A 17568-nucleotide genomic window follows, 5' to 3' on the forward strand; every position below is an offset into this window, starting at 1 on the left:
GCGGTGGACGGGCTCGATCCGTCGACCTCACGATTATGAGTCGTGCGCTCTAACCAGCTGAGCTACACCGCCATGTATGTGCCTTATTACGGGCTCATACCAGAGCCCCGACCGGGAATCGATCCCGGGACCTCCATCTTACCAAGATGGCGCTCTACCACTGAGCTATCGGGGCAACAGATAATACTCTACGGTACATCTGAGCCTGCGCGCAAACTGAAAGCCAGATTTTTCTGGGTGTTCTGAGGCACAGCCTTTTTCTTGGGTAAGCAAGGGCAGAAGAAGGCCCCTCCTGCCCATCCCGAGGCTGGCATAACCAACTAAGGAATAGAAAGCCAGGAGGGGCTCCCCCTTACACTTCTACGAGAACGAGCCTTTCAAAAGTCTCTAGGTTCTCACGGCACAAAGGTTTAGAACTTCTTACGGCCCTTTTTCTTACCGCCGAAGCCGCCACGGTCATCACGGTCATAGCGCTTACCAAAGCCACCGCGGTCCTCACGATCAAACTTCTTACCACCGAAACCGCCGCCGCCCTTGGGGCCACGGTCGCGCTTGATGTTGATGAACTCGCCAGCAACCTGGGTGTCACGCAGGCGGTCAAAGAAGTCACGGGGTAGCTCAGCCTCAGGCAGGCCCACAATGGTGAAGTGCTGGCGGATATCAATCGAACCGATCTGCTTACCGGTCAGGCCACCCTCATTGGTGAGGGCACCCACGATAGCTGCGGGCGAAACGCGTGATGCGCGGCCTACGTTGAGCTTGAAATCAACCATGCCTTCGTCCTTGTGGCGGCGGCCGCCACGGGGCTTATCATCACAGTCAAAGCCGCGGTCATCACGATCGCGGGTCTTGCGCTTGGGCTCAGGAGTTTCTTCGGCCAGGAAGGGGCGACCCTGCTGGGCGATAACAGCCAGTGCAGCTGCAATCTCTTCGCCTTCGACGTCGTGTTCCAGAGCGTAAGCATCAATGAGGGTACGGAAGAAGCTCAGGTCTTCACTCTCAATGGTGTCAGTAATCTGCTGAGCAAAGCGCTGCTTGCGGGTGTCGTTGACGTCGTCAACAGTGGGCATGTGCATCTGCTCGACCTGCTGGCGGGTAGCCTTTTCAATCTGGCGGAGCATGTACTTTTCACGAGGGGTCATGAAGAGGATAGCTTCGCCTGCACGGCCTGCACGGCCGGTACGGCCAATACGGTGGACGTAGGACTCAGTATCGTGCGGAATGTCGAAGTTAACAACCAGTGAGATACGCTCAACGTCTAGGCCACGGGCCGCAACGTCGGTCGCAACCAGGATATCGATACGGCCTTGGCGCAGAGCCTCAACGGTTCGTTCACGCTGAGCCTGGGGAATGTCACCGTTGATGGCGGCGGCCTGGAAGCCACGAGCCTTGAGCTTTTCAGCTACTTCTTCGGTTTCTTTCTTGGTGCGTACGAAGGCGATGATGCCGTCGTAGTCCTCAACCTCAAGCACGCGGGTCATTGCCTCGAGCTTGTGGGAGTGCATGACCTGCATGTAGCGCTGACGGATATTGGCGCTGGTGGTGGTCTTAGACTTGACGCTTACTTCAACGGGGTTGTTGAGGTACTTCTCCGCAATCTTGCGAATAGTCTTGGGCATGGTGGCGCTGAAGAGGGCTACCTGCTTGGTGTCAGGAGTTTCTGACAGGATTGATTCAACGTCTTCGGCAAAACCCATGCGGAGCATCTCGTCGGCCTCATCAAGTACCAGGTACTGGAGGTTTGAGAGGTCCAGGGAGCCCTTCTTGAGGTGGTCAATGACACGGCCGGGAGTACCGACAACAACCTGTGCGCCGCGCTTGAGGCCGGCTAGCTGGGGGCCGTAGGGTGAGCCGCCGTAGACGGGAAGAACGGTGAAGTTCTCCATGTCGGTGGCGTAAGAAGAGAAAGCTTCTGCTACCTGTAGAGCCAGTTCACGGGTGGGTGCAAGAACCAGAACCTGGGTGTCCTTGGAAACACCGTTGACGTCGGCGAGCTCAGCCAAGGTGGACAGGGCAGGCAGCGCGAAAGCAGCGGTTTTACCGGTACCGGTCTGTGCCAGGCCAACAACATCGCGACCTTCAAGAAGTAGGGGGATAGTCTGTGCCTGGATGGGTGAGGGCTTTTCGTAGCCTACCTTTTCCAGTGCCGCGAGGACGCGTGCATCCAGGCCTAGATCAGTGAAGCGGATACCCTCGTCATCAGACTTTTCGGTCTGAGTTTTGGGGGCAGTATGGGTGTCTACAACCGGTTCCTGGAAGACAGGTTCAGTTGCGGTTTCTGCGTTCACAGCAGTATTTTCAGTCAATGTATTCCTCATCGAGTGGGGTTGTGCACGCACCGGTTTTGTGTGGTGCGTTTACGGGTTTCCCCGTGGAATGCTCGCGAGGGGCCTTACGCTTAGGTGAGGTCTTCGGTTCGTGGGCGCTGTAGCTAACTTGGGTTGCGCGCTTGGGCGAGCTGATTACACATCAGGTTCTCTATCGTTGGTTCAACGTTCTGCTTAGCCAAAGTATGGTCGTCGAACGCGCGTAGCCCTGTGATTAGTTGCCTAGCTGGGCGTGAGCGCTAAGAGAAAATTTCGGGGTTCCCGATTCTTACACTCTCAACTCTACCCTAGTTTGTAGGTTTTGGTTCCCCGTGGTGATAGAGGGTACAGCACTTAGTCGGCCCGGACGGCTATCTCAATTGTCCCGATGGTTCGGTAGGGCAGGTAGGCTGCTGACCCGTACCTGCCGGTGGCATAGGCTACGGCGCTCGAGGGCGGGTTGCTGCCCCATGCGCTCCCCATACGGTCGATGACCACATAATCTGGGGCGGGTTCACCGGAGTGTCCGATCCAGTAGGCGGTGTGTTCTGGGACCAGGTAGGTCAGTACCGAGAGGTCAGCGGCCACGGTACTTCCCTGTGGAATAGCCGCTACAGCTTCTGCTTTCATCTCATCGGTCAAGCTGAGCGTGGAGCTAGCAAAACTAGGTTGGCCCAGCTGGGCAAGAGGCTGCCAGGGCAGGGTTCCTAAAGCAATAAGCAGGGTGAGAGCGGGCAAGATAATAGGTGCCTGATGCTTCATTCCATCCAGGAGCGACCTGCGGGTACCAGCCAGCGGGCCCTTGCCGAGGGGGCGGGCAGGAACCTGAGTACCTGCCTGCGCCCGGGCCAGAGTGTCCAGCAGGGCGGTGAAGATGATGGGCATGAGAACCAGGTTGTAGTGCCAGGTAGGTTCCCAGTAGCCTTCTTGCGGTGAGAGCAAGCGCCAGATAAGAGTCGGTACCGCCACCCAGGCAATGGGGCTAATAGCCCAGGCTAGAACCCCCGTGAGTAGGAGTAGACCGAGAGTTGCGCTTTTCTGCCAGGGGTAAAAGAGCTGGGCGAATGCTCCCAGGGGGTCTCCTAGAGCGGCGGCGACGTCAAGCTTATCGGAGTAGTCGAAGACTCCCCCTGTGTTGAAGTAAGGCAGGATCAGCCCGATAGCAAGCAGGGGCCAGATCAGCCCCCAGAGGGTAAGCAGACTAGCTTCCGCCACAGCCGGGGTGCTCATCCAAGAACGCAGGAGCGTTTTGCTCCGTTGTGTCAGAGTTGCCGGAGCAGCGCTTGCAAGAGGAAAGAGGATTCCTGCAGCTGTGCGGAACCATCCTGTTCGCCAAAGAATAACCAGACCGATAGCAAGAACCGTAATTCCCATGTCCTCTTTGACAAACACCACGGGGAATGCCCAGTAGACAGCCCGGCGTAAAAAGGGGCCGCGCTCGGTTTCAAGCCGCATGATCGCTAGGTTGCCCAGGCTCATGAGCAGGAAGGGTAGGGCGAAAGCTACTTCGTGGAATTGAACAGAGACAGCTTGCTGGATACCGAAGCTCAGGGCGTAGGCTAGCCCGAGTGTAAGAGCCGCCCAGGGCTTCACTATTTTTTGGGCAAACCTGATCAGCAAATAGACAGAGAGAGCGACCAGTCCGTTTTGCACATAGAGCAGGGTCGCTGGGCTGGGCCATAACCAGTAAAAGGGGGTCAGGGCAATGGTAATGGGGTGAAAGTGGTCCCCCAGGAGGTTAAAGCCCTCCCCCTTGATAGGAACAATAGGGGCCTGACCTTGGGAGTAGGCTTTGGCAAGCTGGGCGAAGATTCCTAAATCCCAGGAGGGCACAAGATAGTGCCGCCACTGGAACCAGGAGTAAGTGCTGTAGAGACCAAAGACTGCCAGAGCTAGGGTTGTTGCGGCAATTCGCGCAGGAACCGGCTGGGGGTGTTCAAGCAGTTTCTTAATGGCCATTGTTCTTCTCTGTTGGGGTGCAGTCTTTGGTAAGTATAGACAGTCGAGCTGAGTAAGACTTATCGGGTCTTCCAATATGCCCGGCACATGAGACGATAGAAAACATGTTGCGCGCCTCTTTTGTTCTGGAACCAACCCATGCGGTGCACCTGGGACAGACTTTTGCACCCTTGCAAAGAGGCCAGGCTGATCCGCTGATGCGAGCGGTTTCCACCCCCGCCGAGACCATCCACTGGGCAAGTGCTCATGAGCAAGGCATCAATATCCTCCTTCGGTGTGCACGCCTAGCAGGGGCGGGTCTATCTGCCCCGTTCAATGTGACGCTGTGGGCACCCGGTCCCTCCTCGTCCACACATTTAGGAACCCTCTCCCCAGCCAGCGCTTTGGAAGCCTTCGCTGAAAAGGTTGGAGGCTGGGTAGGCGAGAATGACTGCTGGTCGCCCTTCTATGCTTCCCCTGCCTGGCAACAACTACCCGAACGCCTCAAGCAGGCAAGGGCAGAGGCTCCGGGTCTAAGACTCCCCTCCATTGGCCTGCTTTCCCAAAATCTTCTGCTCGCTATCTCAGAACAGCGGGTAACTGGTATAGAGGCGATGGGAGGTATGCGGGCGCTCCTTGGCCGATACGGCCAGCAGGCCCCTCAGACCGGCTACCCCGATCAGCCGGCGGATTTGCTCTTTTTTCCCCCGGCTGATGTCTTTGCGCAGATTCCTGACTGGGACTACCACCGGGCTGGTTTTGACCGTTCGCGCTCCTCTACTATGGTCCATTATGCGCGCCAAGCCGCCTCTTTCGAACGGTTTGCGGAAGAAAGCACTACAGGGGAGCTGGCCCAGGTTCTTGCTGGGATACCGGGTGTCGGCCAGTGGACAGTTGCAGAAACACTCCAGCGGTACTGCGGCCACCCCGATGCCGTCAGTGTGGGTGACTACCATTTAGCCCACCACCTTACCTACGCCTTTGACGGGGTCCGCGGCGATGACCACCGCATGTTAGAACTCCTAGCCCCTTATGCCGGGCATCGGCAACGAGTGGTCAGCCTCATTAAAGCCACCGGTATCCACGAACCCCGCAGGGCGCCCCGCTACGCCCCGCAAGACTTCCGTTCCTTCTAGCTCCACGACATAGCAAAGCCATCGAACTCCCCTGCTGGGGGAGCCCGATGGCTAAGGTCTATAAGTATTTTTTGAAGCTTAGTTTTCTTCGGCCTGCTGGGCGGCTTCTGCCTCAGCAACCTGCTTGTGAACCTCAGCCATGTCCAAGCCCTTAACCGCCTCAATGATCTGGTCGAACTGTTGAGCGTTCAGCGCACCGGGCTGGGAGAACACAAGGACACCCTCGCGGAAACCCATCACAGTAGGAATTGAGGTGATGTTGGCGGCCGCGGCCAGCTGCTGCTGATCTTCGGTATCGACCTTGCCAAAGGTAATCTCGGGGTGCTTCTCAGAGGCTTCCTCAAAAATGGGGCCAAACTGCTTGCAGGGGCCACACCATTCAGCCCAGAAGTCGAGGAAGAGGATATCTGATGATTCGACCTGCTGGGTGAGGTTTTCCTGGGTAATTTCAATGGTTGCCATGATGAACACGCTACCCCTTTTACCCCTGCATGTCTAAAGCCCGGTGCCAGTTTCTCTGATAATGAAGAGGAGTTAACAAAAAATCCCATCTCGTGATGAGATGGGATTTTCGCTGTGGCAGATGAGGGATTTGAACCCCCGTAGGCAATGCCAGCTGATTTACAGTCAGCCCCCTTTGGCCGCTCGGGTAATCTGCCGTATTCAATTTCTTGAATCATTCGTATCAACGAACAGTAGACTACTTTACACACTTTTGCCACGGTTGCCAACTTGGCACCCCTTTTTGTTGCCAAGCCCACTTCTAGAAAGAAGGAGCTCCTGCAGTCATGACTGCAGGAGCTAGTGAGCATATTGTTTTCCGCTAGGACGTCAGTGCGGATTCCTGCTCTAAAAGAAGCGTGATTTCAAGGTTCTCCAAGTAGGCGTAGGCTTGGTCCGGGGTACACATGCCACCCTTGATTTCTCGCTCGAGATTCTCTTTAACACCCTCAAAACGAGCAATGATGGAAGGGTCCTTCAAGGTAGACCCTAGCTCGGGGGCAAAGAGTTCCGCTTGCTTATGCTCTGCCCCAGCGTTGGGAAGAGCTTCAAAGAGGAAATCGTCTGCAGACAGATCTGCCATGAGCGCTTCATAAGCCCTCTGCATGCTTTCGTCTGTTACTGCAGTTATCTGGTGCGCCGCCGGAGTGGTTCCTGAGCCGGACGGTATGCCGGCTTGAGCGTGGGCAGCTGTTTTCTTTTCAGCCATACTTTCATCCTTTCAAAGCAAAATGAAGTTTTGCTGAAAATGGAGTCACATTTTTATAACGATTCTAGAAATATGCTGACAGCCGCTCTAACAGGGTACGGTTATAGTGAGAAGCACTCAGGTTCAAAAAACCTTGTGCCCCAGCCCCCTGACTATTACTTACGAAAGAGGTGCCCTGCATGGCAAGCGACTCATCATTTGACGTTGTATCTAAGGTCGATAAGCAGGAAGTTTCCAACGCGCTCAACCAGGCCCAGAAAGAAGTAGCCCAGCGCTATGACTTCCGTGGCGTTGGCGCTGAGATTGATTTTTCTGGCGAAAAGATTCTGATTAAGGCTAATTCTGAAGAACGTGCCCTAGCTGTTCTTGATGTCTTCCAGTCCAAGCTGGTTAAACGCGGAATTTCTCTTAAGTCCCTGGATTCCGGTGACCCCTATGCATCGGGCAAGGAGTACCGCATTGAGTCTTCTATCAAAGAAGGTATTGCCCAAGACCAGGCCAAGAAAATCACCAAGCTGATTCGTGAAGAAGGGCCCAAGGGCGTCAAGGCAACCATCCAGGGTGACGAGCTCCGTGTCTCATCTAAGTCACGTGATGATCTGCAGGATGTTATCGCTCTGCTGAAGGGTGCTGACCTCGAAGTTGATCTACAGTTTGTCAACTACCGCTAGGTTTTAGCCCGCGCTTCACTCAAGCCCATAGAAGGTGCCCTCTGTTCTTTGAAACAGAGGGCACCTTTCCCTAGGCAGGGCAAAATATTCACCCGCTTACTGACGCGAAAGCGGCAGGGCTAGATTTGCCCCTTGGCGCGCGCCATCGCTTCAAGTCTGGCGATGCGGTCAGCCATGGGAGGGTGCGACGCCATCAGGTTCTGAATCTGACCCGCGCGGAAAGGGTTGGCGATCATCATCGAGGCTGTGCCAGCAACTTTAGGGTTCTCAGGGTCCAGGGGGTAGCGCGAGACACCGTTTTCAAGCTTGTGCAGTGCAGAGGCCAGAGCTAACGGGTCATCGGTGAGCTGGGAGCCGTCTTGGTCGGCATCGTATTCTCGTGTGCGGCTAATTGCCATCTGCATTACGCCCGCCACCAGGGGTGCCATCACAGCAAGAAAGAGCGTGAAGATGAGCCCTCCACCGCCCCGGTTGTCATTGTTTCGGTTACCGCCAAACATCAAGCCAAAGCTCATGACCTGAGAGATGGTTCCCACCACAGAAGCTAAAGCCGCAGCGATGGAGCCAATTAAAATATCCCTGTTATAGACGTGCATCAGCTCATGCCCGATGACACCGCGCATCTCACGATGATCAAGGAGCTGCAAGATCCCCTCGGTGCAACAAACGGCCGCATTCTGGGGGTTACGCCCCGTAGCAAAAGCATTAGGGGTCAAGGTGGGAGCAACGTAGAGACGCGGCATTGGTTGATTGGCCTTGGCTGAGAGCTCCTCAACAATTTCGTAAAGACCGGGGACCTGATCGCGAGTCACGGGATAGGCGTTCATGGAACGGATAGCGATTTTATCGGAGTTCCAGTAGGAATAGGCCACCATGCCCACGCCCACCAGGCCCATAATCATAATCCACACAGAACTACGGGTATAGGCAGCTAGCCCCGCCCCAATGAGCAAGAGAAAACCGACCATCGAACCCAGTAAAAGAGCAGTTTTAAGCCCGTTGTTATGGCCGTGCACCCTATTACACCTTTCTCAGGAAAGTTATTGTTGCTTTATAGACTAGGGTCTTTAGCTGGGTAGAGGCTGTGCTTTTGCGAAGAGCATATTATGACCGGCCTAACTCATTCAGGAGGCAGGCCGGTAGCTATCTTAATGTCTCCTAGACGCAGGTAATCTCTGTAATCGCCTCTAGCCCAAAGTAGCTCTCTAGAGCATAGAGCGCATAGGGGGAGTCAAGAATAATCTGCGGAATGTAGGTTCCGAAGCTGACCAGACTACCCGAATAGATATAGGTAATCCTGCACATACGGTTGTCATTGACTGGGCTACCGATTGTATCCCAGGGCACCTGCGCCATCCACTTGTAGTATTCGGGGGTTCCTACCCAGTCCTTGGGGTCGGGAACTCCAGGGTCGCTTGGCTCAGCTGGCTCGCTTGGTTCAGCCGGGTCGGTCGGTATAGAACGGTCCACTGGAGTGTCAGGATCAGCAGGTTCTTTAGGCTCAACTGGGTCGCTTGGCTCAACAGGCTCTGTTGGTTCAGCCGGGTCAGTTGGGTCGGTCGGTATAGAACGATCCACTGGAGTGTCAGGATCAGCAGGTTCTTTAGGCTCAACTGGGTCAGTTGGCTCAACAGGCTCTGTTGGCTCAGCTGGGTCGCTTGGTTCAGCTGGCTCAGCCGGGTCGGTCGGCTCAGCCGGGTCGGTCGGCTCAGCTGGGTCGCTTGGTTCAGCCGGATTAGCCGGGTCAGCCGGGTCGCTTGGCTCAACAGGCTCTGTTGGTTCAGCCGGGTCGGTCGGCATAGAACGATCTACTGGAGTATCAGGATCGGCAGGAGCAACTGGCTGGGTACGGTCTACAGGATTAACAGGCGCTACAGATTCCCCCGGTGGCTGACTTTCCACGGGCAAAGTTGATCTTACCGGGGTATCGCTCTCGGGCTCAGCTACCGTAGGCTGCTGAGTATCACCGACTCCAGCGGTACCATCTGGCTGGTTTGAGAATACTAAAGAGCTCGCAAGATCGGCTGACTCCTTAGACGCCCCATGAACCCCCATCGTGTCATCCTGCCAGGGACCGGTCAGAGCAGAGAGAGTCTGACCTTGAGGGATTTCCACCGATGGTCTTCTTATTACGCTAGTACCGGCTGAAGAGTCAGTGGCATTCCCAGAGCTTGCGCGACTGTGAGAGGCCTTCTGCCCCAGCTGCCCGCGCGGTGAAGCAGCAGAATCAAAAGTCTGGGTATCCACCAGCATGCTAGGCGCTGCTGCAGCAGGAGCCCTAAAAGATTCTACGGGGACGCTCGAGCCTGAGCTTTGGGGCGAATCAACAAGAGCATCAACGATGCCACCTGCCTCTTCCGAGGGGCTTGAAGCTGGTGCGGTTTCAAGCTGAGAATCGGCACTAATCACCGTTGAATTAGAGGACGAGTTATTGACCAGTGCTATGCCACCGGCCACCGCACCAATAGCGGTTACAGCGGCAGCGGCCCCCACCAGAGAGGGTTTGGAAGAAGCCCAGCGTCCGGGAATCAAAGAGGCAAGCCCCGCTCCCCCACTGTGACTTGCACCAGCCAGGGCTAGGCTACCACCGGCGATGTACGGGAGAATGACCTTAGAACTGTCAGTAAGAATCGGCGTAAGCCCTGCAAGCACGGGGAAAACCCACGTGCGCATAGTCTTGTTGATACCGATCAGATTCAGGTATTCAGAAGAGCAAAATGAGCATGTTGAAAGGTGAGCTCGTAGAGTTTCGCTACGCTTCTTAGTTAGCGAGCCACGGACCATAGAGCTGAGGTGAGGTGAGTACTGCGCGCACTCAGCAGTTTTGGGAGCGTGTTGATGTGCTCGCAGAAACCCCTCGCGAAGGCTTTCCCGTGCGCGAGCAGCTAGAGCGGAAACAGCATTAGCCGACAGGTTCAGAGCTGTAGCTACTTCACGGGGCTTTTTATTCTCAACCTCGGTCATCCACAGAACAGACTGCCAACGTTCCGGCAAACTGGTGAATGCAGAAATCAGTTCATCGGACTCATGCAGTTTAAGAACAGTCTCATCCAATGACCCAGCCAGCTCTAGGTCATGCTCTTCGCTCAGCACCTCTTTTTGCGCTATAAGACCGTTCTCAGCAGCCAGATGAGCGAGTGTTGTGGCAAGATATCCGCCCATGAAAGCGCGAGGGCCCTTGCCATTCTTAAGAGCCTGCAAAATTCTGACGAAGGCCTCAGATACGAGATCCTCTGACAGAGTCTGGTTTGAGGTATGCCTATAAGCAATAGCGCGCGCCATGACCACATAGCGCTCATACAAAACACCAAACGACTCAAGCTGACCCTGGCGAACTTCAGAAAGCAAAACTTCGTCGGCAGGGCCAGACTGGCCAGTTTGAGCAGAATTGTATGATCGCATAAATCTCCCCGTGTAGATACTAGCCGCGCTAAGGAAAACGACTTCCTTTCAGCTTATCGGGATTTTCTGCGTTACGGTATATTTCCCCAATATGTAAAGCGCATGCAGGCCATCACATACCGCATGCCCTCTTTAGCCCACGAACTGGATACTGTAATTCCGGTCACCAGCAAACCAAGGCACCATGCGATCCTCGCGATGTTTTCCGTGTACAGAACCCGCGAACGGCCCTGTACACGGTAAATGCTCGCGTAGCATGCAGGATCGCTTCATTATCTGGTTCCAGCAGAAGCGACCCGGCACCCGGTGACAGCACAATGCTTTAGCGCCGGCTATCAAGGGTCCCTAACCTTGATAGCCAGCGATTGCACTCGCTCAATCCCCACGATTGATGAGCGCCCATTATTCCCTTATGCCTGGCAAGGCTTCCCATAGCGCCGCCAGGTTCTTGCTACCCTCAAGCCCCAAACAGCTTGTAGGTAACAGCCGATGATTTTCACCATCACTTATTAAGAGCGGTTTCCACTTGTTTCATGACGCGAAACTTAAAAAAGTTTGAAAAAATTTTTACCGTCAACCAAAAATCTATCGCGGCGCTCCTGGCACCACAAAACTTTCTTCAATAACTTTTCTCGCCAGAACGATTCCAGAGCATATCCGCCAAGAGGTCTAGCAGCAAAACCTTTCAAGCACCCCCGCCGGGAAGAGGTAGACCTGATCTACCACACAGTCAGACTCTATTGTGAAAGATTCATAATAAGGGTAGGATGGTGACATGATGTCAACAAGGAGCATGCCTGCCACCGCAGGCTGCCAGCACATGCCAGAAGCCCCGAAAGCACCAGCTAGCTCCCACAGGGAAACCTGGTCAGCTCAGCTCAGAGCCAAGGGGCGTCGCGTCACAAAGCAACGACTCGCTGTTCTGAGCGCAGTTCACGAAAACCCGCACTCCACAGCCGATGCAATTGTTACAGCAGTGCGCCAAGAGCTAGCCGGTATCACAGTCCAGTCGGTCTACGTGGTCCTAGCTGATCTAACTGACATCAAAATGCTCCGTAAATTTGAGCCTCCAGGGTCAGCAGGGCTCTACGAAACCCGTACCGGAGATAATCACCACCATGCCTACTGCATCCGCTGCGGAAAAGTGGAGGATGTAGACTGCGCGGTTGGTGAGGCCCCCTGCCTGACCCCCAGCGATTTTCACGGCATGGCCCTGCTCAGCGCAGACGTTCTCTACCGAGGCATTTGCACCGACTGCCAGAAGCCAGAAGAAAAAGATGTAGCGCTCGCTCAGCAACAGGCTGCACAAGAACTCACCGTTAGCTAGCGCTCACAGCTCCGGTCGTTTCCCTCACCTCTCACGGTGAAGAGCTCCAGAGCATAACCCCACACAGGAAAGTAGGAGAAATGAACAATCCGATTAAGCCCGGTTCATTTACCACCACCGCTCAAGGTGCACCCGTTGCATCAGACAACGATTCACTGACTGTAGGCAACGATGGTCCCATCGTCCTGCACGATGCCTACACCGTTGAAAAGCTCGCTCAGTTCAACCGCGAACGCGTACCCGAGCGTGTCGTTCACGCTAAGGGCACCGGTGCCTTCGGTGTATTCGAAACCACCGAGGATGTCTCACAGTACACCCGCGCAGCGCTCTTCCAGCCCGGTGTTTCTACCGAAATGGCTATCCGCTTCTCAACCGTTGCCGGTGAACAGGGGTCACCTGACACCTGGCGTGACCCCCGCGGCTTCGCCATCAAGTTCTACACCACCGAGGGTAACTACGACCTCGTAGGTAACAACACCCCGGTCTTCTTCATTCGTGATGCCATCAAGTTCCCCGACTTCATTCACTCACAGAAGCGTATGCCCGGCAGCGGCCTGCGTGACAACGACATGCAGTGGGACTTCTGGAGCCTGCGCACCGAATCAGCTCACCAGGTCACCTGGCTGATGGGTGACCGCGGCATCCCCGCCACCCTGCGCCACATGGATGGCTTCGGCTCACACACCTACCAGTGGATCAATGCCGAAGGCGAGCGTTTCTGGGTCAAGTACCACTTCAAGACTGACCAGGGCAACGACTTCCTCACCCAGGAAGAAGCAAACCGCATTGCAGGCGAGAACGCTGATTACCACCGTCAGGACCTACACGACGCTATCGCACGTGGCGAGTTCCCCTCATGGACCCTTTACGTCCAGGTCATGCCCTACGAAGATGCAAAGACCTACCGCTTTAACCCCTTCGATCTGACCAAGGTATGGCCGCACGCCGACTACCCCCTGATCAAGGTCGGCAAGATGACTCTGAACAAGAACCCCGAGAACTTCTTTGCCCAGGTTGAGCAGGCTGCCTTCTCACCCTCCAACTTTGTTCCCGGTATCGGTCCCTCTCCCGACAAGATGCTCCTGGGTCGTATCTTCTCCTACCCCGATGCACACCGCTACCGCGTAGGCACCAACTTCGCGGACCTTCCGGTTAACTACGCTCGGAATGCAGAAGTAAACAACTACAGCCAGGACGGCGCTATGCGCTACTCCTTCAAGACTGCAGATACCCCGGTCTACGCGCCCAACAGCCTGGGTGGCCCCCACGCTGATCCTGCACGCGCCGGTGAGGGCTCCTGGGAAGCCGATGGCGCGCTGGTTCACGCCGCTGCCACCCTGCACGCAGAAGACGACGACTTCGGCCAGGCTCGTACCCTGTACACCGATGTTATGGACGAGGCCGCTCAGGAACGTCTGGTCTCCAACATCGCGGGCCACGTTGGTGCTGTGAAGTCAGATGAAATCCGTGAACGTGCATTCAAGTACTGGGACTCTGTCCATGAAGAACTCGGTGCTCGTGTACGCCAAGCAGTAGCAGGTAAGTAGCCTGCCAGGTAGCTACCTTGCTTAGCCAGGTAGCTACCCCATAAAAAACCGCCCTGCGGTGTCCTCTTGGATACCGCAGGGCGGTTTTCATGTTTGAAAGTACCCAGGCTTTAGCGCTGAAGCCGCACTTAGGCGATGTGCTTGGGCGCGTCCTCGGTCTTGCGGTTCTTCTCGAAAGGCCACCACCAGGCGACATCCCCCAGCAGGTACATGGTTGCAGGAATAAAGGTGGTCCGAATCAAGAAAGCATCCATAGCAACGCCCAGGGCCAAGGCAAAACCGATAGGCCGCACAGCTGTCAGGTGTGAGAAGACGAAACTGGCGAAAACCGCGACCATAATGACACCGCAGGCAGTCACAACCCCGCCACCCTGCTTGTAGCCGATGGCGACAGCATCCAGAGCAGTATGGCCCTTACGGTAAGCATCACGCATGCCGGAGACAATGAAGATTTGGTAGTCCACGGAAAGACCAAACAGAATACCGATGAGCAGGATGGGCAGGAAAGCCAAAATCGGACCCGGCTGGGTTGCCCCAAAGAGGTCACCCATCCAGCCCCACTGGTAGACGGCAACGACAGCGCCAAAGGAGGCCAGGGTTGAGAGCAAGAATCCGATGGTTGCCATAACAGGAACAATAATTGACCGGAAGACAAGGGCCATCAAGATCAGACAGAGCAGAATAACGACAGAGAGATAGAGTGGAATTGAAGTAGAAATCTGCTCAGAAATCTCGATGTTAGCTACAGTCTGCCCGGTTAAGCCAATACTGGTTGCCGTGGCTTTCTCCGCAGGCTCAACCTTATCGAGCATTGCGTGCACAGCATCCTGGGTGCTCTGGGCTGAGGGGCCTTCCTTGGGGAAGAATGCCAAAACTGCGGTGGCGTTGTCTTCGCTCATCCCTACGATAGCGACACTTTCGATGTCCTTGTTATTAAGCTTGCCGGCAACGTTCAAGGCAACTAGGCGCAGGTGTTCCTGGTCACCCGGAACGGAAAGGGTGACACCGGCAAGGATAGGCCCGTTAAAACCCTCACCGAACTTGTCACTAATGGTCTGGTAGGCGCGGTAGGAAGTTGAGTCGCTGGCCTGGTAGGAACCGTCGGGCAGACCAAGTCGAAGTGAACTGGTCGGGATAATGGCAAGAATCAAAATCGCAACTGATACCAGTGTCATGGTAATAGGATGGCGGGTTACAAAACCACCCCACCCCTTATAGGCAGCCTCAATTTCAGCGAATGCTTCACGGCGGTTACGTGGCTTGTGAGTTTTGTCTGAGATCCGGTGCAGGTCCTTGCGGCGCTCTTCCTGCTGCTTCTTGGTCAAAACCTTGGTGCCCAAGAGAGAAAGAACCGCAGGAACCAGAGTCAAGGACGAAGCAACAACCAGCGCAACAGAGAAAGCACCCGCAAAGCCCATGACAGCCAAGAATGGTAGACCGGTCAAAAAGAGAGCAGAGAGTGCAACAATATTGGTCATACCCGCAAAGAGGACAGAATGACCTGCCGTTGAATTAGCTATTGCAACAGCCTCCCGAACATCGACTCCGTCCATAAGTTCTTCACGGAAACGATGAAGAATCAGCAGAGCATAGTCAATGCCAATCCCTAGCCCCAGCATCAAAGCTAGAACCGGGTCGGTAGCGGTCATGCCGATAAAAGCGGTACTGGTGTAGACCAGGGCAACTGCGGTACCCGCCCCGATAAGTGCCAGAACAAGAGGCAGACCGGCTGCCACAACTGTACCGAGAGTAATCAGCAGAACAACGAATGCAACCGCTAGACCAATCGCTTCAGAGGCACCAAAAACTTTAGAAACGTCCTGGTCAAGCTCGTAGCTGTAGTTGACAGTAATGCCCTTGTCTTCAAGCGCCTTGAATGTTTCAAAAACCTTCTGACGGACTTCCGGAGTCAACGAGTTAGTGTCCTTGTTAAAGGCAACACTGACAATTGCTACGGTTCCGTCTTGGCTGACAAGGTTGGCCTCGGCCATGGCATCAAGTTCACGCTGACCGGTATCTACTTTAAGTTTGTTGGCCCTTAAGGTGATACGGGCCTGTTTCAGGCTTTCTTCCTGTGCAAGGAGGTCTGGGGCAAGCTCTTTGAGCTCTTCCTGGCTGATATCTGTAGGTAGAGCGGCCCGAGCTTGATCGACCTTAGCCTGGCCTTGGCTAATCTGAGCCTGAAGCTGATCTAGCTGAGCTTTTGAGTTTTCAAGGGTAGTAGTTGCCTGGGCGATAGCGTCTGCCGCCTCAAAGGGATTAACGGAACCTGCAACGTCCTCAACCTGGTGGGAAGTATCGACCGCCTGTGCGATGGCCTGCTTCTGCTCATCGGTGAAACCGCCAGCTGACTCAAGCACAACGTAACCACTAGAGACACCGTTATCAGGGAGCCTAGTCTGAAGGTCCGCACGGACAGCATCGAACGATGCTCCGGGCATGGTATAGCTGGCTGTTGCACCCCGAGCTAAAGTCAGGGCACCAGCTCCAGCGATCACGAAGAGCACCAGCCACAGTGCAATGGCTGCGCGAGCATGGTTGGCTACGGTGTGGCCAATTTGGCGCAGTGCACCGGTCATTGGAGATACTCCTGGTGTGTATGACTAGTTTGGTTTACTGCGATTCTACTACTGAAATAAGCTCGCAAATTTGAGTCATAGGCAAGGTAGCGTGCGGAGCAAGGGCGTTAATGCGCACAGCTGTACTAGCACCAGCAGCCAATAATTTGAGCATGTCAAGGGCCGGGGCACTTCGCACCTGCAAGGAGGGATCAAGCGCAGCAATCTCTGCAACAGTGGTAAAAACCAGTGCAACAGACTGGTCCTCAGAATCCTCATTTTTGAGGATGACTGGGCGACCTGCTGGATCATCGGCACGGACACCCATCAGGAGCGTGGAAGCCGGAGCAACCAGGGCAAGGAGCAGGTCGTGCATGTTCCCCTCCATAAGCGCCCGCTGTACTGGCATATTGTGGGGCGAACCGACGACCCACTGAATCTGAGATTTTTCTATGAAACACTCGTGTCTACTACCGGGGTCAAGTACCAGGACGTCAATTGACGCATCGTGGGCTACCTGTAAAAACACTTTCATAGCGTGCTCGGTAGTCAAACGCGGTATATCTAGACCGAGGACATCCACAGAATATTCGCAGGCCCGTTCCTCCGAGGAATAAGCTGTGAGCGCACGCATGCCATTCGACAGGCGGAGAACCTGATAGCTGGTCTGGAGCTGGCCTTCGGAGTTATCGACGCTCTGGGAGATATCCATGACCAGGTTACCGCCCTGGGCAGAACGCACAACATTGGCAAGGGCCTGGTCACTCCGGTCCTGGGAAAAGGCCTCAAGGGCCTCCACCAGGTAGGTGTTGGCGGTCTTTGCAGGCTGCGCCTTGGCCGTATCATCCGTAAAACCAGGAGCGCGACGACCCGCCAGGCGTGTGGCGGCCCAGTCCGGGATATGCTCATCCGCACGTGGGAAGGTTTCAAAATGAGTGCGGATATCGCGACCGGTCAGGCCCCCCTCGCCCTTCCAGTCAACAGGCTCCTGAAGGCGGTCATAGGACGCACCAATCTGGTATTTTGGCTCGGGCCAGTCGCTTGCGGTGATGACCACAGAAGCAGTGAACCAGGTTCCCTCACCCTCTGCATAGCAAGCATGCTGTAGCTGTTCAATAGCCTTAAGGATTGGGCTATCAGATTTAAGCGGGCCCACACTTCCCAGGTAATCGTCTTCATCGCGAGATTCAGTGATTCTCACAAAGACAGTCTCTGAGAGCGGCTTAATATCTAGGACCAGCTCATTCCAACCGGGCTCTACGGACACTACCCCCAGCATCCAGCTCCCAATTGAGTTAAGAGCATCTTGAACCATGGTGGGGCGTTCAATCTCTGCGTATCTGGGACTATAGTGCGACATGAAATTCCTGAATTGTTTGGGACGAATACCTCCACACCCGTTGGTGCGATATGGGAAGAGGCTTACCAATACCTATCAATACCTATTAAAGCAAGAATTCTTGCACTTGATAT

The 17568-nt window shown here is 55.0% G+C and carries 12 protein-coding genes and 2 tRNA genes; 4 read left to right on the forward strand and 10 right to left on the reverse strand.

All coding sequences use genetic code 11. The features are described 5' to 3' along the window. Nucleotides 1-103 precede the first annotated feature (103 nt). The 3 genes from ACN080_RS08250 to ACN080_RS08260 all read right to left on the reverse strand — a co-directional run bounded on the left by ACN080_RS08250 (nt 104) and on the right by ACN080_RS08260 (nt 4265). Nucleotides 104-175: transfer RNA gene (locus ACN080_RS08250), tRNA-Thr, on the reverse strand. A 235-nt stretch (nt 176-410) separates the two neighbouring features. Continuing rightward, the gene (locus tag ACN080_RS08255) at nt 411-2318 is read right to left on the reverse strand and encodes a DEAD/DEAH box helicase (protein ID WP_419113511.1); all 1908 of its coding nucleotides are present in this window, start codon (nt 2316-2318) and stop codon (nt 411-413) included. Nucleotides 2319-2660: 342 nt separating this feature from the next. After that, a complete protein-coding gene (locus tag ACN080_RS08260) occupies nt 2661-4265 on the reverse strand; it encodes a DUF2079 domain-containing protein (protein WP_419113512.1) in 1605 nt (534 codons plus the stop codon). A 104-nt stretch (nt 4266-4369) separates the two neighbouring features. Between ACN080_RS08260 and ACN080_RS08265 the strand changes: the two genes are divergently transcribed. Continuing rightward, a complete protein-coding gene (locus tag ACN080_RS08265) occupies nt 4370-5380 on the forward strand; it encodes a DNA-3-methyladenine glycosylase family protein (protein ID WP_419113513.1) in 1011 nt (336 codons plus the stop codon). Nucleotides 5381-5458: 78 nt separating this feature from the next. Here the strand turns inward: ACN080_RS08265 and trxA are convergent, their stop codons facing one another. From trxA to ACN080_RS08280, 3 genes are all read right to left on the reverse strand, one after another. Next, the gene (gene trxA, locus ACN080_RS08270; protein ID WP_419099233.1) at nt 5459-5842 is read right to left on the reverse strand and encodes a thioredoxin; all 384 of its coding nucleotides are present in this window, start codon (nt 5840-5842) and stop codon (nt 5459-5461) included. 115 nt (nt 5843-5957) lie between these two features. Further along, nucleotides 5958-6039 (reverse strand) — tRNA-Tyr (locus ACN080_RS08275). Nucleotides 6040-6203: 164 nt separating this feature from the next. Next, a complete protein-coding gene (locus ACN080_RS08280; protein ID WP_419113514.1) occupies nt 6204-6590 on the reverse strand; it encodes a hypothetical protein in 387 nt (128 codons plus the stop codon). A gap of 179 nt (nt 6591-6769) precedes the next feature. On the opposite strand from ACN080_RS08280, the gene ACN080_RS08285 reads away from it, so the two are divergent. Next, entirely contained in the window at nt 6770-7261 is a 492-nt protein-coding gene (locus tag ACN080_RS08285) for a YajQ family cyclic di-GMP-binding protein (protein ID WP_419110807.1), read from the forward strand. A 119-nt stretch (nt 7262-7380) separates the two neighbouring features. On the opposite strand, the gene htpX is transcribed toward ACN080_RS08285, so the two are convergent. Next, nucleotides 7381-8277: a zinc metalloprotease HtpX gene (gene htpX, locus ACN080_RS08290; protein ID WP_419110808.1), complete on the reverse strand. Its 897-nt coding sequence runs from the start codon at nt 8275-8277 to the stop codon at nt 7381-7383. Between the two features lie 142 nt (nt 8278-8419). Continuing rightward, nucleotides 8420-10663, reverse strand: a complete 2244-nt coding sequence (locus ACN080_RS08295) for a sigma-70 family RNA polymerase sigma factor (RefSeq protein WP_419113515.1) — start codon at nt 10661-10663, stop codon at nt 8420-8422. A gap of 793 nt (nt 10664-11456) precedes the next feature. Here ACN080_RS08295 and ACN080_RS08300 point away from each other — a divergent pair. Next, nucleotides 11457-11990: a Fur family transcriptional regulator gene (locus ACN080_RS08300; protein ID WP_419104821.1), complete on the forward strand. Its 534-nt coding sequence runs from the start codon at nt 11457-11459 to the stop codon at nt 11988-11990. 80 nt (nt 11991-12070) lie between these two features. Beyond that, a complete protein-coding gene (locus ACN080_RS08305) occupies nt 12071-13537 on the forward strand; it encodes a catalase (protein WP_419099227.1) in 1467 nt (488 codons plus the stop codon). Between the two features lie 128 nt (nt 13538-13665). Here the strand turns inward: ACN080_RS08305 and ACN080_RS08310 are convergent, their stop codons facing one another. Together ACN080_RS08310 and ACN080_RS08315 are read right to left on the reverse strand one after the other, a co-directional pair. Next, a complete protein-coding gene (locus ACN080_RS08310; RefSeq protein ID WP_419113516.1) occupies nt 13666-16116 on the reverse strand; it encodes an MMPL family transporter in 2451 nt (816 codons plus the stop codon). Between the two features lie 34 nt (nt 16117-16150). Next, entirely contained in the window at nt 16151-17455 is a 1305-nt protein-coding gene (locus ACN080_RS08315) for an SseB family protein (protein ID WP_419113517.1), read from the reverse strand. Nucleotides 17456-17568 lie beyond the last annotated feature (113 nt).

The organism is Rothia sp. CCM 9416 (assembly GCF_048513535.1).
GTDB lineage: Bacteria > Actinomycetota > Actinomycetes > Actinomycetales > Micrococcaceae > Rothia.